The organism is Pseudomonas sp. BCRC 81390 (assembly GCF_030341915.1).
Classification (GTDB): Bacteria; Pseudomonadota; Gammaproteobacteria; order Pseudomonadales; family Pseudomonadaceae; genus Aquipseudomonas.
Genome location: NZ_JATAAG010000009.1, coordinates 108716 through 127977, shown reverse-complemented (window position 1 = coordinate 127977; position 19262 = coordinate 108716). Strand labels below are relative to the sequence as shown.

Below are 19262 nucleotides of genomic sequence, written 5' to 3'. Positions count from 1 at the left end.
AATTGCCGTTGCCGTTGCTTTTGCTTTTAAGCGCGCGATAGTTCAGGCGCCGCCGAATGCGACTTCAGGAGGCCGAGCGAAGATCAAGATCAAGATCAAAAGCAGAGCAAGAGCAAGAGCGAGAGCGAGAGCAAGAGCGAGAGCAAGAAGAGCGAGTGGGGCGTGTGGTGCTTGGAGCGCGTCGCGCTATGCGCGACAATGGCGAATCATTTGCGGAGCCCCCCATGACCGAATTCACCCCCGACGCCATCCTCGACGCCACCGGCCTGAACTGCCCGGAGCCGGTGATGATGCTGCACCAGCACGTCCGTAACCTCGCCGCTGGCGGCCTGCTCAAGGTCATCGCCACCGACCCCTCGACCCGTCGCGACATCCCCAAGTTCTGCAACTTCCTCGGCCACGAACTGCTGCAGCAGCAGGAAGACGCCGGCACCTTCCTCTACTGGATCCGCAAGAAGGCCGACTGAAGCGCTCTGGATCACGCCCGGCGTTGCGCCTACACTGCGTTCCCCAGACAGGAGAGCGCCATGCTGATAGTTGCCGACGAGAACATCCCGCTGCTCGATGCCTTCTTCCAGGGCTTCGGCGAAATCCGCCGTTATCCGGGCCGAAGCCTCGATGCCGCCAGCGTCAAGGACGCCGACATCCTGCTGGTGCGCTCGGTGACCAAGGTCGATCGCCAGTTGCTCGAAGGCAGCCGCGTGCGCTTTGTCGGCACCTGCACCATCGGCACCGACCACCTGGACCTGGACTATTTTGCCGAGGCCGGTATCCGCTGGAGCAGCGCGCCGGGCTGCAATGCCCGTGGCGTGGTGGACTACGTACTGGGGAGCCTGTTGACCCTGGCCGAGCTGGATGGCGTGGCGCTGCCCGAGCGGGTGTATGGCGTGGTGGGCGCCGGTGAGGTGGGGGGGCGCCTGGTACGGGTACTGCACGGCCTGGGCTGGCAGGTGCTGGTGTGCGACCCGTTGCGCCAGGCCGCCGAGGGCGGCGATTACGTCAGCCTCGATACCCTCCTGCAGCAATGCGATGTGATCAGCCTGCATACCCCGTTGCAGCGTGGCGGCGAGCACCCGACCTGGCATTTGCTGGGCCAGGCGCAACTGGCACGTCTGCGCCCGGGCGCCTGGTTGATCAATGCCAGCCGCGGCCCGGTGGTGGACAACCATGCCCTGCGCGAACTGCTGCTCGAGCGTGAAGACGTGCATGCGGTGCTCGACGTATGGGAGGGCGAGCCGCAGGTCGACCTGCAACTGGCCGACCTCTGCACGCTGGCCTCGCCGCACATTGCCGGCTATAGCCTCGACGGTCGCCAGCGGGGCACGGCGCAGATCTACCAGGCGTTGTGCCGCTTCCTGGGTGTAGCGGAACACGTGCAACTGGGTGACCTGCTGCCACGCCCGCCGCTGGCACAGATCGAGCTGGATGCCGATGCCGACCCAGCCTGGGCCTTGGCCACCCTGTGTCGCGCCGTCTACGACCCGCGGCGTGACGATGCCGACTTCCGCCGCAGCCTCAGCGACGACCCGCAGCAACAGCGCGCGGCATTCGACCAGTTGCGCAAGCAGTACCCGCCGCGGCGTGAAATCGAAGGGCTGGCGGTGCGCTTGCGCGGTGAATCGCCGCAGTTGGCGCAGCTGGTGAGTGCCCTGGGTGGGGTGCTGGTTTGACAGCCTGTTGATTGCTGCCTCCGTCCTCCGCACCTGTGCGGTCCCTGTGGGCGCAGGTTCACCCGCGGACAGGGCAGTGCAGGATTCAGCCAAATAAAAACCCGGCGCAAGCGCCGGGTCATAGGGGATTCGCCGATCAACCTTTGCGTACGCGCTCGACCCGGCTTTCCTCCAGGGCCTTGCAAGCCTGCTGGATCATCTGCTCGGTGATCGGTACTTCGCGCCCCTGGGCGTCGATGATCGAGCCACACACCTGCGCAGGCGGGGTGGGCCGGGGCTTCTGGTTGTCGCTGCCATGCTGCAAGCTCATGTAGTGCCTCCTTATCAGGTTCAAGCTCAGGTTAACCCTGCGCCGTGACTGGCCTGTGACGCCAAGCGCAGCGCCACGGCAGAGACAGTCCAACAGAAACGGCGGTAAAGCTCCAGCGCCTGGTTAGACCAATAGGCTATAGCCACCTGGCAGGTACCGCAGAGGCCGATGAGTGGTAGGCTGCGCTTTCCCTGCCATCGTGGTCATCGCCATGCCTGAACCGGTTTCCCCGCGCCAACGCCGCGCCTTGCGCCTGGGTTGGCAGTTCCTTCGTCCCTACCGTCGCCAGGTGCTGCTGGCCTTGCTGGCCTTGGTGATCACCGCAGCCATCACCCTGTCCATGGGGCAGGGCATCCGCCTGTTGGTGGACCAGGGTTTCATGACCCGCTCCGCGCACCAGCTCAACCAGACCATCGGCCTGTTCCTGCTGCTGGTGCTGGCTCTGGCAGTGGGCACCTTCAGCCGCTTCTACCTGGTGTCATGGATCGGCGAGCGTTGCGTGGCTGACATTCGGCGGGCCGTGTTCGACCACCTGCTCGGCTTGCACCCGGGGTTTTTCGAAGACAACCGCAGCTCGGAAATCCAGTCGCGGCTGACCGCCGACACCACGTTGCTGCAGTCGGTGATCGGTTCATCGCTGTCGATGTTCCTGCGCAACGCGCTGATGGTCATCGGCGGCGTGGTTTTGCTGTTCATCACCAACCCCAAGCTCACCAGCATCGTGGTCGTGGCCCTGCCGCTGGTGCTGGCGCCGATCCTGCTGTTCGGCCGACGGGTCCGCCGCCTGTCGCGGCAGAGCCAGGACCGCGTGGCCGACGTGGGCAGCTACGTGGCCGAGACCCTTGGGCAGATCAAGACCGTGCAGGCCTACAACCACCAAGCGCATGACCGCAGGCTGTTCGCCAGTACGGTGGAGGCGGCGTTCGCCGTGGCCCGGCAACGCATCGCCCAGCGTGCCTGGCTGATCACCCTGGTCATCGTGCTGGTGCTGGGGGCGGTGGGCGTGATGCTGTGGGTAGGCGGCATGGACGTGATCGCCGGGCGTATTTCCGCGGGTGAGCTGGCCGCCTTCGTGTTCTACAGCCTGGTCGTGGGCAGTGCCTTTGGTACCCTCAGCGAAGTGATCGGCGAGCTACAGCGGGCGGCGGGCGCAGCCGAGCGCATCGCCGAACTGCTGGCGGCCAGCTCTGCAATCCTGGCGCCCAGCGTGGCACGGGTGCTGCCGCAGCCACGGGCCAGCGGGCGTATCGAGCTGCAGGAACTGATGTTCGCCTATCCGTCACGGCCATCGGTTGCGGCGATCGATGGCCTCAGCCTGGCCATCGAGCCGGGGCAGACCGTGGCGCTGGTCGGGCCCTCGGGGGCGGGCAAGTCGACCTTGTTCGACCTGTTGCTACGCTTCTACGACCCCCAGCAAGGGCGTATCCTGCTCGACGGCGAGGCGATTACCGAACTGGACCCCGATCAACTGCGCCGGCAGTTCGCCCTGGTGGCGCAAAACCCCTCGCTGTTTCGTGGCACGGTCGAGGCCAATATCCGCTATGGGCGGCCCGAGGCGAGCCTGGCCGAGGTCGAGGCAGCGGCCCGCGGTGCCCACGCCGATGCGTTCATCCGGCAACTGCCGCAGGGTTACCAGACCCCGTTGGGCGAGGGCGGCATCGGCCTGTCTGGCGGGCAGCGGCAGCGCCTGGCCATCGCCCGGGCGTTGCTGGTCGATGCGCCGATCCTGTTACTGGACGAAGCTACCAGCGCCCTCGATGCGCAAAGTGAACACTTGATCCAGCAGGCGCTGCCCAGCCTGATGGCCGGGCGTACCACGCTGGTGATCGCTCACCGCCTGGCCACGGTGCAGCATGCCGACCGTATCGCCGTCATCGACAAAGGCAAGCTGGTGGCGGTGGGAACGCATCGCCAGTTGATCGAGGACAGCCCGCTCTATGCACGGCTGGCGGCGCTGCAGTTCACGGCGGGCTAGCTTGTCTTCGCCTTGTAACATTTCTGTAGTATTTGCCTGAGAGTATCTGCCTCGACTGTTGCGTGCTTGACCGGCTGCCATTGCTTGATGGCAGCCTTTTTTTGGCCTGCCAGTAACCGGGGCTGCGTCGGCCGCCCCCGTCTTCCCCCTGGTTCTCGAGACCCAAGATGTTGCGTAAATCGCTCAGAGTGCAAATTCTCTCGCTGCTCGGCGGCAGCCTGTTGGCCATGCTGCTGATCGCCCTGGTGTGTTTTCAGTTTCTCTCGTCCAGCGTGCGCGGCTATGCCGAGCTGGTCGACGGGCCGCTGCAGGCCTCGCAATTGATCGACGAAGCCAACCTGCAGTTCAAGATCCAGGTGCAGGAATGGAAAAACGTGCTGTTGCGTGGGCGCCAACCCGCTGACATGGACAAGTACTGGCAGCAGTTCCAGGCCCGCGAGCAGCAGGTGCAGCAACTGCTCGGGCAGTTGATCGAGAGCAGCGACGCCCGTCTCAAGGCACCGCTGCAGCAACTGCGTGACAGCCACCGGCAGCTCGGCCAGGCGTATGCGCAGGGCCGCCAGGCATTCTTGGCGGCGGGTGGCGACCCGGTTGCCGGCGACCAGGCGGTCAAGGGTGTGGACCGTGCCGCCAGCGAGCAGATGAGCGAGCTGGTCGAGCAATTGCGCGCCGATGCCCGCGAGCGCGCGGCCCGCCTCAGTGCCAGCGCCGAACGCACGGTATGGCTGGGCCTGCTGGTGATGCTCGCCTCGGCGGTGCTGGTGGGGCTGCTCAGCCTGTGGCTGGTCAACCGCAGCCTGATCGAGCCGATTCGCCAGTTGATCGAATATGTGGCGCAGCTGAGCCAGGGCCGTTTCGCGGCCCGCGTCGACAGCCATCGTGAGGATGAGCTGGGGCGCCTGGCGCGTGCGGCCAATACCTTGCGCGACTTCCTCGCCGATACCGTCGGCCGCCTGCAGGACAACGCCCAGGAGCTGGAAGGTGCCAGCGGCCAGCTGCGTAGCATCGCCGGCGACATGGCCCGTGGCACCCACGATCAGTTCCTGCGCACCGATCAGGTGGCCACGGCCATGCATGAGATGTCTGCCACTGCCCAGGAGGTCGCGCGCCATGCAGCCGAGGCGGCCCGCGCAGCGGACGACGCCGACCACAGTGCGCAAGCGGGCGAGCAGGTAATGCAGCAGACCATCGACATCATTGGCGTGGTCAACCGCGAAATTGCTGGCACGGCGGCGGTGGTTCGCGACCTGGAGCATGACAGCACACGCATTGGCAAAGTGCTTGAAGTGATCCGCGGCATAGCCGAACAGACCAACCTGCTGGCGCTCAACGCCGCCATCGAGGCGGCCCGCGCCGGTGAAGCCGGCCGGGGTTTTGCCGTGGTCGCCGATGAGGTGCGCAGCCTGGCCCAGCGCACAGCGGCGTCGATCGCCGAGATCCAGCAGATCATCGAAGCGGTACAGTCCGGGGCCGTGGGAGCGGTCAAGGCCATCGAAAGCGGCCAGCAGCGCAGCGAGGAGGGTGCCGAGCAGGTGCAACAGGCAGGCCAGATGTTGCAGCGCATCACCCTGGCAGTGGAGGCCATCCGCGACATGAACCGGCAGATCGCCACGGCGGCCGAAGAGCAGACCAGTGTGGCCGAAGACATTTCGCGCAACCTGGTCGAGATCACCCGCATTGCCACGGCCAACCAGGAGGAGGTGCAGCATACCGAACAGGCCGGGCAGCGCCTGCATGGCTTGTCTGGGCAACTGGGTGAAGTCACCTCGCGCCTCACTGCCTGACGTTTCAGCCTTGATGCGGTCCTTGCGCAAGCGGGGACCGGTTCTCGGACACAACAAAAAGCCCGCACGATGGCGGGCTTTCTGATCAGGATTTGGTCGGAGAGACAGGATTCGAACCTGCGGCCTTCTCGTCCCGAACGAGACGCGCTACCTGGCTGCGCTACACTCCGATGAAAGAAATCCTACTGCATCCTGTTTTTGCACGCAACCCCTTGTTGTTAAAAGGGCGTTTGCAAAAATGCGAGCTGCAATCAGAGCTCTTTCACAGTGCGGATCTGGTCTTTGTTGAGGCGTGTGCGCTTGCCATCCAGCTGCTCGAATTCGTAGAAGCCGGAGTCTTCATCGAATTTCGGGGTATCGGTGGCCTGGATTTCGCGGCCGTCGTTCAGGGTAATGACGGTTGGCGATGCGCAGCCAGCGAGCGCGCCCAGGCCCAGGGCAAGCAGAAAGGCGGGTAGGGTCCGTTGAATCATCGTGTTTCTCCAGTGCGATGGTGCTAGATGACATTAAGACGCAGGGCGTCCATGCAAGTTCCGTCTACAGTGCAGCATAGCGGCTCGGCCAAGGCATTGACCAAGCGCAAGGGCCAAAGGCGTCACGCTGTGATGGCCGCATGCTGTGTTATAACTGCGGCCATCCCATCTTCTTGTGACGGACATCCATGAAAGCCAAGGCAGATACCCCCTTCGTGCCGCTGAACATCGCCGTGCTCACGGTCAGCGACACGCGCACCTTCGACACCGATACCTCGGGCCAACTGTTCGTCGACCGGCTGAGCGCGGCCGGCCACCGTCTGGCCGAGCGGGTGCTGTTGAAGGACGACCTGTACAAGATTCGCGCCCAGGTCGCAACCTGGATTGCCGATGACCGCGTGCAGGTGGTGCTGATTACCGGCGGTACCGGCTTTACCGGGCGTGACAGCACGCCAGAGGCCGTGGCCTGCCTGCTGGACAAGCAGGTGGAAGGTTTCGGCGAGCTGTTCCGGCAGATTTCCGTGGCCGATATCGGCACTTCCACCGTGCAGTCGCGCGCGCTCGCCGGGCTGGCCAACGGTACCCTGGTGTGCTGCCTGCCGGGTTCGACCAATGCGGTGCGCACCGGCTGGGACGGTATCCTCGCGGAACAGCTGGATGCTCGCCATCGCCCGTGCAACTTCGTAGCCCACCTGAAGCAGGCAGCCGCCTGTGACAGCCGTGGCTGAGGCCAGCCAGGCCCGGCCACTGATGCCGGTGGAACAGGCCCTGGAGCAACTGCTGGCATTGGCCGAAGCGGCCCCGATTCGCGACACCGAGCTTCTACCGCTGGCCGAGGCCGAGGGCCGTGTGCTGGCCAGCGACCTGGTGGCCGCGCTCGACCTGCCGTCCTGGCCGAACAGCGCCATGGATGGTTATGCCCTGCGCCTGGCCGACTGGCAGGGCGAGCCGCTGGCGGTCAGCCAGCGGATCTTCGCCGGCCATGCGCCGCAACCACTGCAACCCGGTACCTGTGCGCGTATCTTCACCGGCGCGCCGCTGCCTGAAGGTGCCGACTGCGTCGAGATGCAGGAGAACACCGCAGCGGCGGAAGAAGGCCGGGTACGCTTCCTCGAACCGTTGAAAACCGGGCAGAACATTCGTCCCCAAGGCCAGGAAGCCCGCAAGGGCGAGCAGGTGATGAGCGCCGGCACCCGGCTGGGGCCGATCGAACTGGGCCTGGCTGCCAGCCTCGGCCATGAGCGCCTGGAGGTGGTGCGCAAGGTGCGGGTGGCTGTGCTGTCCACCGGTGACGAACTGGTCGAGCCTGGCCTGCCGCTGGGCCCGGGGCAGATCTACAACAGCAACCGCCGGCTACTGGTCAGCTGGCTGCAGCGGCTGGGCTGCGATGTGGTCGATGCGGGCATCCTGCCGGATGACCTGGCGCGAACCCGCGCCTGCCTGGCCCGGCTGGGCGATGTCGACCTGATCCTGTCCACCGGTGGTGTTTCGGTAGGCGAGGCCGACTACCTCGGAGCCGCCCTGCGCGAAGCCGGTGAGCTGGCCCTGTGGAAGCTGGCGATCAAGCCCGGCAAGCCGCTGACCTGCGGCCATTACCAGGGCGTGCCGGTGATCGGCCTGCCGGGTAACCCGGCGTCGACCCTGGTCACCTTCGGCCTGCTGGCCCGGCCCTACCTGTTGCGCCGCCAGGGCGTGGCCGAGGTTACGCCGCTACGTTTCGACGTGCCAGCGGGCTTCGACTGGCCCAGGCCCGGCACCCGCCGCGAATACCTGCGTGCACGCATCGAGCGGGGCCAGGTGCGCATCTACAAGAACCAGAGCTCTGGCGTGTTGCGCAGTGCGGCCTGGGCCGATGGGTTGGTCGAGGTGCGCGAAGGCAGCACGCCGAAGCAGGGCGATAGTGTGCCGTTCATCCCGTTCAGCGAGCTACTTGGTTGAGCGGCCCAGCCAGGCATTGGTCGGTGCTGCGGCTTCGGCCGGCGCCGCCTGGGCCAGGTGCATGTGCACATTTTCCAGTTGCTGGGCGGCTACCCGCCAGTCGTGGCGCTGCCGGGCGAACTGGCGCCCGGCATCGCTCAACTGGCTCATGCGCCAGGGCTGGTTGAGCAACTGGGTAATCAACAGCGCCAGTTGGTCGCCTTCGTCACTGCCCAGGTAGTGCTCGCCGTTGTTCACAGCCAGGCCTGAAACGCCTTTGCCAGTGGTGATGACGGGCAGGCCGGCGGCCATCGCTTCGAGGATCTTCACCTTGGAGCCACCAGCATAACGCAACGGCGCAAAGAACAGTGCCGAACGCCGCTGCAGCTCGCGCAGGTCGGGGCGGTAGCCGAACCATTCGATGCGCGGGTCGTTCCAGTGCAGTTTCCAGCTCGCCGGCATGGCGTGCCCGGCGATCGCCAGGCGTACCGCCGGGTTGCTCATCCACACCTGCGGCATGATCTCTTCCAGCGCCCATTCTATCGCCTCCAGGTTGGCGCCATACTCGAAATTGCCGACGAACAGCAGGCGCTGGCTGTGCAGCGCGGGTTGCACGTGTTGGTAGAAATCGCAGTCCACTCCGTTGACCACCACATTCACCGGGCGCCCGCTGATCTGCGCGATCAGTTCGGCATCGTGGCTGCTGACCGCTACCAGCTCGGTGGGCTGGCGCAATACCCGCTGCTCCCAGCGCCGGTAGCGCCAGCGGTCGAAGGCGTTGAGCGGGCGCAGCCACAGCGGCAGGCGATCGTGATTGGCGCCACCCATCACTGACTCCAGCGTGTGCTCGCTGAGCATGTAAGGTAGCCCGCGCGCCTGCAGGGCCTTCTCGAAGGGCTGGAAACTGTAGCTGTGTTCGATCTGGATCACGTCCCAGGGCTCGTCCAGCAATTGCTCGAAACGGTGCCGCAGGCAGGGCGCCAGGCCATGGATGATCGCCCGCATCGGGTAGTCGATGATGGGCGCGGCCAGCAGGTTGAGCGGGCTGTGCAAGGGCCGCCGGGGTAGCACGATCAGGCGTTCGACCAGTGCTTCCAGGGCTTCGCGGGCCGCATCGTCGAGAGGGATTTTCGATTGCACCAGCAGGGTGATGCGGTGGCCCCGTTGGGCCAATGCGCGCAGCAGATGGTATTGCCGGGTCTTGCTGCCGCTGGTGGTAGGCCAGGGCAGGTAAGGCAGCGTCCAGAGAATGCGCATGACCCGGGGTCCTCGCTGAAGGTCACGGAATGAGGGGCGTGCGCCGCCGCAGGGCGCGCGTCCTTGGCCAGGATTGCGACAGGCGCAGGTGCGCAGCGTCAAGAGGACGACGGGCCTGGAAGAACTCCGCGCCTGGGTCAAAAACCTGTCGCATGCATTAGCAGAGCATAGTCGGGCATTCTCGGATGTTGAAAAAATACCCGGTTCAGGCGATCAATTGCACAGGGGCGTGCAACGATCGGCACTGGTCGAGGGTCGAGATCTGGGTTGGTCCATTCCTGGAGGGGCTTAGATGCAAGGGCGCAAGGCAATGTTGATCCTGCACGGCAAGCAGGCGATGAACGAAGACGTGCGCAGCGCCGTGCAAGGCCTGCGCGACAGCGGCTGGGTGCTGGATGTGCGGGTTACCTGGGAGGCCGGTGACGCCCGGCGCCTGGTCAACGAGGCGCTGGGTGCCGGCTACAGCCATATCGTAGCGGGGGGCGGGGATGGCACGTTGCGCGATGTCGCCGAAGCCATGGGGCTGGCGGGTACCGAGGCCAGCCTGGCGCTGCTGCCGCTGGGCACGGCCAACGATTTTGCCAAGGCCGCCGGCATCCCCCAGGAGACCGCCACGGCGCTGGCCTTGCTGAACGTTCCTGCCCAGCCGATCGACCTCGGGCAGGCCGGTGAGCAACTGTTTCTCAACATGGCCACCGGCGGTTTTGGCAGCCAGGTCACGGCCAACACCTCCGAAGACCTGAAGAAGGTGCTGGGCGCTGCCGCCTACCTGTTCACCGGGCTGTCGCGGTTCAGCGAGCTGCAGGCGGCTTCGGTGACGTTGCACGGGCCAGGCTTCGACTGGCAGGGGGATTTGCTGGCGCTGGGTATCGGCAATGGCCGCCAGGCAGGCGGCGGGCAGGTGCTGTGTCCTGACGCAGTGGTGAATGACGGTTTGCTCGACATCGCCATTCTGCCGGCACCCCAGGAAGTGGTAGGGACCCTGCGGGACCTGTTGGCCGGGGACGGCCTGTTCGTCCGGGCCAGGTTGCCCTGGGTCGAGATCAGGTGCTCGCAGGGGCTGGACATCAACCTCGATGGTGAACCGGTGCAGGCCGACACCCTGCGCTTCCAGGCCAGGCCCGCAGCATTGCGCTTGCATCTGCCCGTCGGGTCGCCGTTGCTCAGTCGTCCAGGCTGATGATCTTCTCGCGCACGGCGAACAGCACCAGGCCGGCCACGTCATGGATCTGCAGGCGTTTCATGATCTGCGAACGGTGGGTTTCCACGGTCTTGATCGACAGGCCCAGGCCGGCGGCGATTTCCCGGGTCGATTTGCCGCGCACGATCAGGCGCAGGATCTCCAGCTGTCGTGCGGTAAGGCTATACCGTTCGGCAGAGGATTGCTTGCCCTGCCTGGCGAGTTGCAATGCCTGGTTGATGACTGTGTGGGCAATGGCCGGGCTGAGGTAGCGTTCGCCGTTGCGCACCGCCGCCAGGGCCTGCTCCAGTTCGGTGGCGCTGGCGTCCTTGAGCAGGTAGCCGTGGGCGCCGCTTTCCAGGGCGCGCATGATCAGGTCCGGGTCGGTGTGCATCGACAGGATCAGCACTTTGCAGGGGTTGCCGCTGGCGCGCAGTTGGGTGAGCGCATCCAGGCCGCTGGTCGAGCGCATGGAGATGTCCAGCAGGACAATATCCGGCGCCAGCATGCGCACCCGTTCCAGCAACTGGCTGCCGTCGTCGGCTTCGCCGATGACGTCATAGCCGGGAATGTCGCAGACCAGCGCGCGCACCCCGGCGCGGATCAGCGAGTGGTCGTCTACCAGCAGCAGTCTACAGGTCATGGGTAGCAGTGCTCCTGGCGCGTTGCTGAGTACGCGGTGGCCATGGGAACACCGCCTCGATGTGCGTACCTTGGCCGGGCTGGCTGGTGACGGCGAGGCTGCCTTGCAGTGCGGTGACCCGCTCCTGCATGCCGGCCAGGCCGCGCTGGCCGGCCTCGGCCGGGTCCCTGGCGGGTACGAAACCACGGCCGTCGTCGCGGATCGACAACGCCAGCCCCTCGGGGGTGCGTTGCAGGCCGATCACCAGGTTGCGAGCCTGGGCATGGCGCAGCATGTTGGTCACGGCTTCCTGGGTAATGCGGAACACCGCCATGGTCACGGCCTCGTCGATACCGCCCAGGCGCTGGTTGCACGCCAGGCTCCAGTGCACGCCGCTGTTGGCCAGGGTACGTACCAGGTGCGCCCGCAGGCTGGCTTCCAGGCCAAGGCTGGCCAACTGCCGCGGGTTGAGCAGGGCCGACACATTGCGCACGTTGCCCAAGGTGTCATCCAGCGTGCTGCGCAGGGCATCGCAGTGGCCCTGCAACTCGTCGGGCATGCGCCGCTGCAACCACTGCAACTGCAGCTTGGCAGCGGTGAGCAACTGGCCGATGTCGTCGTGCAATTCCCGGCTCAAGTGCTGACGCTCGTCTTCCTGGACCTTGAGCATGCGCTCGGCCAGCTCCGCCGGGCGCAGGCTGATCGAGCCGGCGCCCAGGCCCAATTGCATGGCCGTGCCCAGCGTGGCTGCCAACTGGAGCACCAGCAGGCTGACCGGGATCGCCTGGCTGCTCAGGTACAGCGCCAAGTTGGCCACCAGCGAGGCCACGCACAGCCCGACTGTTGCCCAGCGCAGCAGGGCAGCGCGGGAGTGGCAGCGCAAAGGAGTCATCAAGCGTGCGAGCATAGGTAGGGAAGCCACTGGAGTATTGCTGATGGAGGGCGTTGCACAATGCTGGTCAGGAGCTTTGGCGCAGTTACTTTCGATGTTTTTGGCGAACACATGAACTTGCAATCTTTCAACAGCTTGCAGGGGTTCACGGCTGCGCATATTACCACTTCGCATTGCAGCGGTCGCGGCTGGGTAGCGCTTTGCAATACCTGCTGGTCGGGTATTGTCGGGTGGCAAAGTGCTAACCTTTTTGCCGCGTCACACATCACTTGTGCGGTAGTGGCTCACCCTGGCCCCGCCAACTTCCTGCATTTTCCCAAGTTCGCCTTACCGGGTTTGGTGAACGTGGCAAGTTGCACGTCGCGCCGGTTCAGTACCTGGACGATGAACCGTCGGTGTGCGTGTCGTCTGCTGCCTTGCCAGGTGGGTGGATGCACACGCGGCCCTGTTCATCGCAATACGTGCACGTTTGCGCAAACGGTTGCTGCACGACCTTGGCCAGTTCACCCAGCAGCACCAGTTGCTCGCCGATGTCCAGGTTGAGTCGGCCGGTAAACGGGTCGACCAGTTCCAGTTGCCAGGCAAGCAGGGTCAGGCACTCCCCTACCGCTGGCAGCGCTTCGCGCTGCAGGCAACCGCCGTGGCAGGCCGGGGCGAGTAGCTGTTGCAGGGCGGTCGTATAATGGGCCACTTCACGCAAGCCCAGGTGCATGGCTTGCCGGGCCAGGCTATCGAGCGCGTTGTCGAGGCCACGGCAGGCATCCGGGTCGTTTTCGATCAGGTCCAGATGCTGCAGGCACTCCTGCGCCTGGGTCAGCAGCACCTGCGCGTCCAGCAGAAACCTCTGCAGCGCATCATCGAACGATAAGGCACTGTCCTTCATGATGCCCCCGCGCGTGGGACGGGTGCAGAGGACGGGCACGCCGAAACGATAGCTAGCAAAAGCCTGACTCCATTCATGCAGTGAGAATGGCGTCACATTAATGGCTAAAGGATAGCGCGAACATCAGGTTGCACCCGATTGTCGCTAAGGGTTTCCCTGATGCTTGGCTAAGGTGTGGAACTTTTGCCGGGCGGCTGGTTCGCGGTGGCGGTATCGGCAGTAAAGCATGATGGTAAAGTGATATCAATTGTCTTCATGGCATTTTCCAGCAAGGGTCAAGCTGGGCCTGAAGCCGCCGATACAGGGTGGATGATTTCTATTTTTCCGACTCAAGCCTGGGGGTTTTCCAATGGCCGGCATTCTCGACACGGTAGACCAACGCACGCAACTGGTAGGTGAGAACCGCCTGGAAATCCTGATGTTTCGCCTGGCCGGTCGCCAGCTGTTCGCAATCAACGTGTTCAAGGTCCAGGAAGTGCTTCAGTTGCCCAAGCTGACCTTGATGCCACAGCGTCACGCGTTCGTCTGCGGGGTGGTCAACCTGCGTGGCCAGACCCTGCCGGTGATCGACCTGTCCCAGGCAATTGGCATGCGCCCGCTGCAGCCGGGGCCCGACAGCACCATCATCGTGACGGAGTACAACCGCTCGGTGCAGGCCTTCCTGGTGGGCGGTGTGGACCGCATCGTCAACATGAACTGGGAGGCGATCATGCCGCCGCCGACCAGTGCCGGGCGCCAGCATTACCTGACTGCCATCACCAAGGTCGACGATAAGCTGGTCGAAGTGATCGACGTGGAGAAGGTGCTGGCCGAGATCGTGCCGTACAACGCCCGGGTTTCCGGCGATAAACTCGCTGACCCGATACTGGCCCGGGCGCGCGGCCGCGAGGTGCTGCTGGTGGACGACTCCAGCGTGGCCCTGGCGCAGTTGCGCGACACCCTGTCCCAGCTGGGCGTGAAACTGCACGTGGCCAGTGACGGGCTGAAGGCGCTGCGCATGCTCAAGGGCTGGGCCGATGCCGGTGAGGATGTCTGTGAGAAGCTGCTGATGATCTTCACCGACGCCGAAATGCCGGAAATGGACGGCTACCGGCTGACCACCGAGATTCGTGGCGATGCCCGTTTGCGTCGTCTCTACGTGGTGTTGCATACCTCGTTGTCGGGCAGCTTCAACGAATCCATGGTGAAGAAAGTGGGCTGCGACAACTTCCTGTCCAAGTTCCAGCCTGATCGCCTGGTCGACGTGGTCAAGCAACGCCTGTTGCTGGATACCGCCACGGCGTGATCCCGGGCCCCTGCCGGTATAAGCTTGGCGTTTTGGACATGACGCAAGGCGGCAGGGATGTTTCTCAGTGAGCTGTATCGGTACCCGGTGAAGTCCGGGCAGGCGCAACGCCTGCAGGCTTCGGCGGTGGGGTTGTTAGGCTTGCAGGGCGATCGGCGCTGGATGGTGGTGGAGGAGGAGAACGGACGCTTCCTCACCCAGCGCGCCTGGCCACAGCTTGGCCAGGTCAGGGCGAGTGATGACGACAGTGGCCAGTTGCTGCTCCAGGCGCCGGGGCAGCCAGCGTTGTCGGTGCCGGTGCCGTCCGCCGACGATGCGCTGCGCGGCGTGACCATCTGGCGCGACACCTTGCGCGTGCCGGATGCGGGCGATGCGGCGGCGGCCTGGCTGAGCGAGCTGCTGGGCAAGGCTGTGCGCCTGGTGCACTGCCCCGAGCAACGCGCGCGTTACCTGCCCAATGGCTATGGCTTGAACAGTGACCGGGCGGCATTTCCGGACGGTTTTCCCTTGTTGCTGATCGGCCAGGGCTCGCTGGACGAGCTCAGCCGGCGTATCGGCCGGCCGATGGAGATACTGCGCTTTCGGCCCAACCTGGTGGTGCAGGGGGCGGCACCCTTTGCCGAGGATGGCTGGAAACGGATTCGTATCGGCAGCCTGGACTTTCGTGTGCTCAAGCCCAGTGTGCGGTGCATCTTCACCACCATCGACCCGGCGACTGGCGAACGCAGTGCGGACCGCGAGCCGATGGCCACGCTCAGGACGTTCCGAGAGCGCGAGGGCGATGTGTTGTTCGGGCAGAACCTGGCGGTGGATGGCAGTGGACAGCTTGAAGTCGGGATGGAAGTCGAAATCCTGGAATGACGGGTTGCCAGCACCGGCCTCGACGTGGGTTCACCGCGAAGAGGCCGGTGCAGGTACAGCGACCCTCACATGTCGTCAAAGTACCGCTCATGCCAGTCCACCAACGGCTGCGGCGAGTTGAGCTTCTGCCCGTAGATCACCGAATACGACAGCACGTTCTGCACATACTGGCGGGTCTCGTCGAACGGGATCGACTCCACCCACACATCGAAGCTGAGGTGCTTGGCACCTTTGAGCCACTGCCGCACCCGTCCTGGCCCGGCGTTGTAGGCCGCCGAGGCGAGCACCCGGTTGCCGTTGAACTGGCTGTGCACCTGGCTCAGATAGGCGGCGCCGAGCTGGATATTCTTGTCCGGGTTAAGCACCTGGGCCGGCGATGCCAGTGGAATGCTGAACTTGCGCGCGGTTTCCTTGGCGGTGGCCGGCATCAACTGCATCAGGCCACTGGCGCCCACCGGGGAGCGTGCATCCTCCATGAAGGCGCTCTCCTGGCGGGTAATGGCGAATACCCAGCTCGAGTGCAGGCCGCGTACCTTGGCCTCACGCACCAGGGTGTCACGGTGGGCCATCGGGAAGCGGATGTCGAGGTCGTCCCAGTACTGCGCCTGGCTGATGGTGCGGATGGCCGGGAAGTACCAGCGCAGGTCGTAGCCAAGACGCGCCTGGGCGACCATTTCGTCACGGGTGAAGTGGCGGCTGACGTGATACCACTCGCGGCGGCCTTCGACGATCTGGCCGCGGGCATGGAATTCCAGGGCGCGGCGGATGCCCGGGGTGTTGCGCACCTTGTTGACCAGCTGCGGGCTGAGCACCAGTGGCTTGTTGTTCAGCTGGTAGGGCGTCTGTGCCCGGTCGGCGGCGAGAAAACCATAGAAGTCACGCTCGCGCGCCACGTTCTTGTACAGCAACGGGATTTGCGGGTTGTTCGGCTGCGCCAGCTCCAGGCTGCGGGCTTGCCAGTATTTCCAGCGGCTACTGCTGGCCAGGTCCTGCGGCAAGCGCCTGGTCAGCTCATAGGCATCTTCCCAGCGGCCCAGGCGCAGCAGCAGGCGCAGGCGCCACTCGCTGACGGTGTTGTCGCGCAGCTCCGGGTCGTAGCGGGTCATCAGGTCGAGCGCGCGCGGGTCGTAGCGACGGGCCAGGGTCAGGCCGATCTCACGGGCGATGGCCACTTTCTCGTCGCGGGAAAAATGCATGCGCTGGGCGTAGTCGTCGAGCAGCGCCATGGCCCGTTCCGGGTCCTGCCGGGCCAGGCGGCGCAAGCCGAGGCTGACCACGTCGGACATGGCTTCGTTGGCCGGGGTGAAGCGCGACGGCTGGTTGAGCAGTTCGGGCTTTTGCGCCACGTCGACCAGCAGACGCCCCTGCGGGCCGAGGGTGGTCAGGGTCTGGACCAGGTTGTTGGCCAGGCTGTAGTTGCGTGCCTGGGCCGCCAGCTTGGCGCGTTGCCAGCGCTTGGCCTCGGTCAGCTGGCCTTCCGCCGCCCACATGGCGAACAGCGTGTCGCAGGTGGCCGGCTGCGACTTGCCGACGTTCCACAGTTTTTCAGCTGTGGCGAAGCCTTCGGCGCGCAGGCCATGGCTGAGCTGGTACTGGCCGTTGAGGCAGTCCAGTTCGGTGAAGTTGAGCTTGGGGTCGTAGTACTTGACGAAGGTGTTCCAATCGCCGCGTTCGGCCAGCCAGCGCAACCAGCGCAGTTTCATCCAGTTGGCCTGGGGCAGGTCGCCGTGCTTGGCGAGGAAGTCTTCGATTTCCTGGTTGCTGGCGCTTTTCAGGCGGGCGGTGAGCTCGTCATAGGCCAGGTAGGGCGTCAGCGGGTAGTCGCTGAGGGCCTGGGCATAGCGCAGGTATGGGCCCTTGTCGCCCTTGGCCAGCGCGCGCTTGGCCTCGTCGTAGTACTGGCGTTGCAAGGTAAGGTCGGCGGCCTGCGCCGCGCAGGTGGCGGCAGTCAGCAGCAGGCAGGATGCAATATGTAACAGGCGGCTGCGCATGATACGTCCGGGCAGTTGAACCATGGGGAAGTGACGGCGGAGCCAGCACTGTTGGAAGCTATTGCCTTAGCTTAGCTGTTTGCCGGCGGCGGGTGAAAGCACTGTGCTTGTATCGGGATATTAAGTTCGATCAGATGTCGTCAAACCCTCGCCCGCCGGCCAGGCAGATGCCGTCCGGGGCCAAGTCAGGTAGAATGCGCGCCCGATTTATGGAGACCAACATGACCCTGCTCAAATTCAGCGATGTGTCCCTTGCATTCGGCGCCATGCCGCTGCTGGACCACGTGTCCTGGCAGATCGCTCGTGGCGAGCGGGTGTGCATCATCGGCCGCAACGGCACCGGCAAGTCAAGCATGCTGCGCCTGGTCAAGGGCGAGCAGAAGGGCGACGATGGCGAGATCTGGCGTGCCCCGGGGCTGAAGATCGGCGAGCTGCCACAGGAGCTGCCGGTGGCCGACGAGCGTACAGTGTTCGACGTGGTGGCCGCCGGCCTGGATGGTGTCGGCGAGTTGCTGGCGCAGTTCCATCACCTGAGCCTGAATATCCAGGGCAATGAAGACCTGGAAAAACTCATGCATGTCCAGCACGAGCTGGAATCCCGTGACGGCTGGCGCCTGCAGCAGGTGGTGGAAAGCACCCTCAGCCGCCTGCAACTGCCGGCCGACAAGACCCTGGCCGAATTGTCCGGTGGCTGGCGCCGCCGCGTGCTGCTGGCCCAGGCGCTGGTCTCGGAGCCCGACCTGCTGCTGCTTGACGAGCCGACCAACCACCTGGACATCGGTGCCATCGCCTGGCTCGAAGAGGCCCTGCGCGGCTTCAACGGCGCGGTGCTGTTCATTACCCACGACCGTTCCTTCCTGCAGAACCTGGCCACGCGCATCCTTGAGCTGGACCGTGGCGGCCTGATCGACTGGAACGGTGACTATGCCAGCTTCCTGGTGCACAAGGAGGCCGCGCTGGCCGCCGAGGAAACCGCCAACGCGCTGTTCGACAAGCGCCTGGCCCAGGAAGAGGTGTGGATCCGCCAGGGCATCAAGGCCCGCCGTACGCGCAACGAAGGCCGTGTACGTGCGCTGAAGGCCCTGCGCGTGGAGCGCAGCGAGCGCCGCGAACGCCAGGGCAAGGCCAATATCCAGATCGAGGCGGCGGAAAAGTCCGGCAAGCAGGTAATGGTGCTGGAGAACGTCAGCTTCCATCACCCGGACGGGCCGATGCTGGTGAAGGATTTTTCCATGGTCCTGCAGCGCGAGGACCGCATCGGCCTGCTGGGTGCCAACGGTACCGGCAAGACCACCTTGCTCAAGCTGATGCTCGGCGACCTGCAGCCGACCTCGGGCAAGGTGGAGCGCGGGACCAAGCTGGAAGTGGCCTACTTCGACCAGATGCGCCACCAGCTGGACCTGGAAAAGACGGTGATCGACAACCTGGCCGAAGGCCGCGACTTCATCGAGATCGATGGCCAGAACCGCCACGTGCTGAGCTACCTGGGCGACTTCCTGTTCAGCCCGCAGCGTGCCCGTACGCCGGTCAAGGCGTTGTCCGGTGGTGAGCGTGCCCGGCTGTTGCTGGCCAAGTTGTTCAGCAAGCCGGCCAACCTGCTGGTGCTGGACGAACCGACCAACGACCTCGACGTGGAAACCCTCGAGCTGCTTGAGGAGGTACTGTCCAACTACAAGGGCACCGTGCTGATGGTCAGCCACGACCGGGCCTTCCTCGACAACGTCGTCACCAGCACCCTGGTGTTCGAGGGCGAGGGCAAGGTGCGCGAATACGTGGGGGGCTATGAAGACTGGATCCGCCAGGGTGGTTCGCCGAAACTGCTGGGCGTGACCGAAAGCAAGGGCGGCAAGTCCGAGCTCAACAGCGCGGTGGTCGAGAAGGTCGAGGCCAAGCCCGCACCGGCGCCGGTTGTCGCGGCGGCCGACAGTTCGAAGAAGAAGCTCAGTTACAAGCTGCAGCGTGAGCTGGAGATGCTGCCAGGGCAGATCGACGAGCTGGAGCAGCGCATGGCCGAAGCTCAGGAAGAGGTGAATGCGGCGGGCTTCTATCAGCGGCCGATTGCGGAAACCTCGGCAGTGCTGGCGAAGATCGAGAAGCTGCAGGCCGAGCTGGATGTACTGGTCGAGCGCTGGGCCGAGCTGGAAGGTTGATCGGTTTTTAGT

At 64.9% G+C, this 19262-nt stretch carries 17 protein-coding genes, 1 tRNA gene and 1 pseudogene; 11 read left to right on the top strand and 8 right to left on the bottom strand.

From position 1 onward, the window contains the following. Positions 1–224 precede the first annotated feature (224 nt). Both tusA and pdxB read left to right on the top strand, forming a co-directional pair. The gene (gene tusA / locus QSV36_RS04295; protein ID WP_289130159.1) at positions 225–467 is read left to right on the top strand and encodes a sulfurtransferase TusA; all 243 of its coding nucleotides are present in this window, start codon (positions 225–227) and stop codon (positions 465–467) included. A 60-nt stretch (positions 468–527) separates the two neighbouring features. After that, entirely contained in the window at positions 528–1670 is a 1143-nt protein-coding gene (gene pdxB, locus QSV36_RS04290) for a 4-phosphoerythronate dehydrogenase PdxB (protein ID WP_289130155.1), read from the top strand. Positions 1671–1806: 136 nt separating this feature from the next. Here the strand turns inward: pdxB and QSV36_RS04285 are convergent, their stop codons facing one another. Beyond that, complete coding sequence (locus tag QSV36_RS04285; RefSeq protein WP_289130151.1) at positions 1807–1980, bottom strand: PA1571 family protein; 174 nt, start codon at positions 1978–1980, stop codon at positions 1807–1809. 211 nt (positions 1981–2191) lie between these two features. Between QSV36_RS04285 and QSV36_RS04280 the strand changes: the two genes are divergently transcribed. The 3 genes and pseudogenes from QSV36_RS04280 to QSV36_RS25990 all read left to right on the top strand — a co-directional run bounded on the left by QSV36_RS04280 (position 2192) and on the right by QSV36_RS25990 (position 5739). Continuing rightward, positions 2192–3955: an ABC transporter transmembrane domain-containing protein gene (locus tag QSV36_RS04280; protein ID WP_289130149.1), complete on the top strand. Its 1764-nt coding sequence runs from the start codon at positions 2192–2194 to the stop codon at positions 3953–3955. 167 nt (positions 3956–4122) lie between these two features. Continuing rightward, a pseudogene (locus tag QSV36_RS25995) lies at positions 4123–4806 on the top strand (methyl-accepting chemotaxis protein); the annotation flags it as partial. A gap of 165 nt (positions 4807–4971) precedes the next feature. Next, complete coding sequence (locus QSV36_RS25990; RefSeq protein ID WP_502945630.1) at positions 4972–5739, top strand: methyl-accepting chemotaxis protein; 768 nt, start codon at positions 4972–4974, stop codon at positions 5737–5739. 93 nt (positions 5740–5832) lie between these two features. Here QSV36_RS25990 and QSV36_RS04270 read toward each other — a convergent pair. After that, positions 5833–5909 (bottom strand) — tRNA-Pro (locus QSV36_RS04270). An 81-nt stretch (positions 5910–5990) separates the two neighbouring features. Further along, complete coding sequence (locus QSV36_RS04265) at positions 5991–6212, bottom strand: YgdI/YgdR family lipoprotein (protein WP_025338312.1); 222 nt, start codon at positions 6210–6212, stop codon at positions 5991–5993. A gap of 188 nt (positions 6213–6400) precedes the next feature. Between QSV36_RS04265 and moaB the strand changes: the two genes are divergently transcribed. Together moaB and QSV36_RS04255 are read left to right on the top strand one after the other, a co-directional pair. Next, positions 6401–6940, top strand: a complete 540-nt coding sequence (gene moaB, locus QSV36_RS04260; protein WP_225777018.1) for a molybdenum cofactor biosynthesis protein B — start codon at positions 6401–6403, stop codon at positions 6938–6940. Next, positions 6924–8150 (top strand): molybdopterin molybdotransferase MoeA, encoded by a 1227-nt coding sequence (locus tag QSV36_RS04255; protein ID WP_289130138.1) that lies wholly within the window; start codon positions 6924–6926, stop codon positions 8148–8150. The genes moaB and QSV36_RS04255 overlap by 17 nt, the downstream gene beginning before the upstream one ends. Here the strand turns inward: QSV36_RS04255 and QSV36_RS04250 are convergent. Further along, complete coding sequence (locus QSV36_RS04250; protein ID WP_289130137.1) at positions 8139–9386, bottom strand: glycosyltransferase family 4 protein; 1248 nt, start codon at positions 9384–9386, stop codon at positions 8139–8141. The two genes, QSV36_RS04255 and QSV36_RS04250, sit on opposite strands and share 12 nt — an antisense overlap. A 292-nt stretch (positions 9387–9678) precedes the next feature. Here QSV36_RS04250 and yegS point away from each other — a divergent pair, with 292 nt between their 5' ends. After that, positions 9679–10566, top strand: coding sequence for a lipid kinase YegS (yegS, locus tag QSV36_RS04245; RefSeq protein ID WP_289130136.1), 888 nt, complete (start codon positions 9679–9681; stop codon positions 10564–10566). On the opposite strand, the gene QSV36_RS04240 is transcribed toward yegS, so the two are convergent. The 3 genes from QSV36_RS04240 to QSV36_RS04230 all read right to left on the bottom strand — a co-directional run bounded on the left by QSV36_RS04240 (position 10550) and on the right by QSV36_RS04230 (position 12963). After that, entirely contained in the window at positions 10550–11209 is a 660-nt protein-coding gene (locus QSV36_RS04240) for a response regulator (RefSeq protein WP_289130135.1), read from the bottom strand. The genes yegS and QSV36_RS04240 overlap by 17 nt on opposite strands. Further along, positions 11199–12095, bottom strand: a complete 897-nt coding sequence (locus QSV36_RS04235) for a sensor histidine kinase (protein WP_289130134.1) — start codon at positions 12093–12095, stop codon at positions 11199–11201. Before QSV36_RS04235 ends, QSV36_RS04240 begins: the two co-directional genes overlap by 11 nt. A 355-nt stretch (positions 12096–12450) precedes the next feature. Beyond that, the gene (locus tag QSV36_RS04230; RefSeq protein ID WP_289130133.1) at positions 12451–12963 is read right to left on the bottom strand and encodes a histidine kinase; all 513 of its coding nucleotides are present in this window, start codon (positions 12961–12963) and stop codon (positions 12451–12453) included. A gap of 349 nt (positions 12964–13312) precedes the next feature. Between QSV36_RS04230 and QSV36_RS04225 the strand changes: the two genes are divergently transcribed. Both QSV36_RS04225 and QSV36_RS04220 read left to right on the top strand, forming a co-directional pair. Then, positions 13313–14248, top strand: coding sequence for a chemotaxis protein CheV (locus QSV36_RS04225; RefSeq protein WP_225777025.1), 936 nt, complete (start codon positions 13313–13315; stop codon positions 14246–14248). Between the two features lie 57 nt (positions 14249–14305). Beyond that, on the top strand, positions 14306–15109 hold the full coding sequence (locus tag QSV36_RS04220; protein WP_289130132.1) for an MOSC domain-containing protein: 804 nt from the start codon (positions 14306–14308) through the stop codon (positions 15107–15109). 65 nt (positions 15110–15174) lie between these two features. On the opposite strand, the gene QSV36_RS04215 is transcribed toward QSV36_RS04220, so the two are convergent. Next, positions 15175–17100, bottom strand: coding sequence for a transglycosylase SLT domain-containing protein (locus tag QSV36_RS04215; protein ID WP_289130131.1), 1926 nt, complete (start codon positions 17098–17100; stop codon positions 15175–15177). A 221-nt stretch (positions 17101–17321) separates the two neighbouring features. On the opposite strand from QSV36_RS04215, the gene QSV36_RS04210 reads away from it, so the two are divergent. After that, positions 17322–19250 carry an ATP-binding cassette domain-containing protein gene (locus tag QSV36_RS04210; RefSeq protein WP_289130130.1) on the top strand — a complete coding sequence of 643 codons (1929 nt, stop codon included), beginning with the start codon at positions 17322–17324 and terminating at the stop codon, positions 19248–19250. The last annotated feature ends 12 nt before the right edge of the window (positions 19251–19262 follow it).

Coding starts and splice junctions, on each gene's coding strand:
- QSV36_RS04240 (WP_289130135.1), bottom strand. CDS start 11,209: ATGACCTGTAGACTGCTGCTGGTAGACGACCACTCGCTGATCCGCGCC.
- QSV36_RS04235 (WP_289130134.1), bottom strand. CDS start 12,095: ATGCTCGCACGCTTGATGACTCCTTTGCGCTGCCACTCCCGCGCTGCC.
- QSV36_RS04285 (WP_289130151.1), bottom strand. CDS start 1,980: ATGAGCTTGCAGCATGGCAGCGACAACCAGAAGCCCCGGCCCACCCCG.
- pdxB (WP_289130155.1), top strand. CDS start 528: ATGCTGATAGTTGCCGACGAGAACATCCCGCTGCTCGATGCCTTCTTC.
- moaB (WP_225777018.1), top strand. CDS start 6,401: ATGAAAGCCAAGGCAGATACCCCCTTCGTGCCGCTGAACATCGCCGTG.
- QSV36_RS25990 (WP_502945630.1), top strand. CDS start 4,972: ATGGCCCGTGGCACCCACGATCAGTTCCTGCGCACCGATCAGGTGGCC.
- yegS (WP_289130136.1), top strand. CDS start 9,679: ATGCAAGGGCGCAAGGCAATGTTGATCCTGCACGGCAAGCAGGCGATG.
- QSV36_RS04215 (WP_289130131.1), bottom strand. CDS start 17,100: ATGCGCAGCCGCCTGTTACATATTGCATCCTGCCTGCTGCTGACTGCC.
- QSV36_RS04250 (WP_289130137.1), bottom strand. CDS start 9,386: ATGCGCATTCTCTGGACGCTGCCTTACCTGCCCTGGCCTACCACCAGC.
- QSV36_RS04210 (WP_289130130.1), top strand. CDS start 17,322: ATGACCCTGCTCAAATTCAGCGATGTGTCCCTTGCATTCGGCGCCATG.
- QSV36_RS04225 (WP_225777025.1), top strand. CDS start 13,313: ATGGCCGGCATTCTCGACACGGTAGACCAACGCACGCAACTGGTAGGT.
- QSV36_RS04220 (WP_289130132.1), top strand. CDS start 14,306: ATGTTTCTCAGTGAGCTGTATCGGTACCCGGTGAAGTCCGGGCAGGCG.
- QSV36_RS04280 (WP_289130149.1), top strand. CDS start 2,192: ATGCCTGAACCGGTTTCCCCGCGCCAACGCCGCGCCTTGCGCCTGGGT.
- QSV36_RS04265 (WP_025338312.1), bottom strand. CDS start 6,212: ATGATTCAACGGACCCTACCCGCCTTTCTGCTTGCCCTGGGCCTGGGC.
- tusA (WP_289130159.1), top strand. CDS start 225: ATGACCGAATTCACCCCCGACGCCATCCTCGACGCCACCGGCCTGAAC.
- QSV36_RS04230 (WP_289130133.1), bottom strand. CDS start 12,963: ATGAAGGACAGTGCCTTATCGTTCGATGATGCGCTGCAGAGGTTTCTG.